The organism is Halomonas sp. 3D7M (assembly GCF_014897885.1).
Taxonomy (GTDB): Bacteria; Pseudomonadota; Gammaproteobacteria; order Pseudomonadales; family Halomonadaceae; genus Vreelandella.
This window is the reverse complement of the sequence record NZ_JABUZF010000009.1, coordinates 1-1,958: the sequence shown is the minus strand read 5'-3', so window position 1 is coordinate 1,958 and position 1,958 is coordinate 1. Positions and strand designations below refer to the sequence as shown.

General features: G+C 48.9%; 2 protein-coding genes and 1 pseudogene. All 3 read left to right on the top strand.

The window, feature by feature from the left end; all coding sequences use genetic code 11:
• Window positions 1-910: pseudogene (locus INT22_RS00085) on the top strand (TIGR00366 family protein); the annotation flags it as partial.
• A gap of 170 nt (window positions 911-1,080) precedes the next feature.
• Window positions 1,081-1,488 (top strand): DUF4019 domain-containing protein, encoded by a 408-nt coding sequence (locus tag INT22_RS00080; protein ID WP_193067432.1) that lies wholly within the window; start codon window positions 1,081-1,083, stop codon window positions 1,486-1,488.
• 91 nt (window positions 1,489-1,579) lie between these two features.
• The gene (locus INT22_RS00075) at window positions 1,580-1,897 is read left to right on the top strand and encodes an antibiotic biosynthesis monooxygenase family protein (protein ID WP_193067434.1); all 318 of its coding nucleotides are present in this window, start codon (window positions 1,580-1,582) and stop codon (window positions 1,895-1,897) included.
• Window positions 1,898-1,958 lie beyond the last annotated feature (61 nt).

Below are 1,958 nucleotides of genomic sequence, written 5' to 3'. Positions count from 1 at the left end.
TGCCATTGGCTGCTCTCGCTTAGTCGGTGTTGTGATGGCCGTGGGGGGCATCGGCATTGGTTTCGCTTTGTCGCCGATCAATCCATACACCGTTGGCGTTGCGCAAGGTATTGGTGAATTACCTACGTTTTCAGGCTGGTGGTTACGTACGCTGATGGTTGTTGCGTGCCTGGCTACCTTGACGCTTTTTATCTGCCGTTACGTTGTCAAAATGGACTACCACGATGACAACCCTGCCGAGTTAACCAAGCGTCTCGAAGACTATACGTTGACCCGCCAGAACATCATTACATTAGCCATTTTTATTGCTGGCCTGATTATTATGCTGATCGGTGTGTTTACTCGTGGTTGGTACATCAATGAAATTGCCGCCATGTTCTTGCTGATGGCGATTGTTATTGGACTCACTAACGGCCTGGGAGCCAATGCGCTGGTAAGACAGATGATGGAAGGCGCCTCATCGGTAACCGCCGGTGCCTTAGTGATTGGTGTTGCAGCCTCTATTCAGGTCATCCTTAAAGATGCCCAGATTATCGATACGATTGTTAATTCCCTTAGCTCTCTGGTGGGGGATATGCCTACCGCCGTGGCGGCTGTCGCTTCAAGTGTTATTCAAGGCGTGATTAACCTGTTTATTCCGGGCGGATCGGGCCAAGCATTGGTTACCATGCCGATTTTGATTCCTTTGGCAGACTTAATTGGCATGAGCCGTCAATTAATGATCACGTCATTCCAGGTGGGGGATGGTTTGACTAACCTGATTGTACCAACGTCTGGTGGCACCCTTGCCATGCTGGCGCTAGGCCGGGTCTCTTATGCACAGTGGCTGCGTGTTATTACTCCTTTGTTGGTGCTGGTTTACGTTATGTGCTGGGCAGCGCTGGTATTAGGCTATTACGTGGGTTATTAAGTACTGTCGTTAGGCGGTTAACTGACGGTCGACGCAGCAGTGACGGGGGAGAATCCAGAAGAATTTTCCCCCTTCGTTTTGCTGTTATGTGGTTCGTTCCTAAAGAAATTCGGTCATTGTCCGATAATCACTTAACAGGTAAAAGCCACCAAGCCGTCACAGAGTCTGCCATGCCCAAATCACCTGCTTTCCTTCTTGCTGCGATACTGTTTAGCCTAGTCACCTATACTCAGGCGTTTGCAAATACGGCTGAATCAGCGGCGCTCGCGTGGTTAGAGTCAATTGATAATGGTGAGGTTGAACAAGCCTGGGAGAGCTCATCGCCGCTACTAAAAACGCCGCTATCGCCTAGCATGCTTAGACGCATTATTGAGTTAGCACGTAATGAGTTTGGGCCGGTAGAATCACGTCGACAAGTGCAAGTCTCTCACTACCGATCTATGCCGGGTGCGCCAGATGGCGACTATATGGTTTTTATCTTCCATACTCGGTTTGAAAATAAAGCGAGAGGAATAGAAACCGTAACACCTCATCTTGAAAATGGTGAGTGGCGAGTCAGTGGTTATTATGTTCAATAGTTCTTTATAATAGCTCTTTGTAATAGCGCTTTATAATAGGTATTTGTAAATGACTGATGCCGCACCCGGCGCGTACCAAAGTGGTGATGCTATGCCTAGTATTGCTAACACGCCCGAGCCGCCTTACTACGCCGTTATTTTTACCTCGCAACGCACCGAGATCGATATCGGCTATGACGCAATGGCGGCAAGAATGGTTGAACTTGCAGCACAGCAGCCGGGATTCTTGGGGGTAGAGTCTGCCCGAAATGAAGTGGGTGTGACGGTGTCATACTGGGCTGATTTGGCCTCAATAAAAGCGTGGAAAGCCCACGCTGAGCATCAGGAAGCTCAGCGACTAGGCCATCAGCAGTGGTACCAGCACTTTAAGACGCGCATTGCCAAAGTCGAACGAGATTATGGTATTTAAACTATTAACGCAGCCTAGGTATTATGCCTAGGCTGCGTTTTTTGTTTAATAAGTGCCTGAC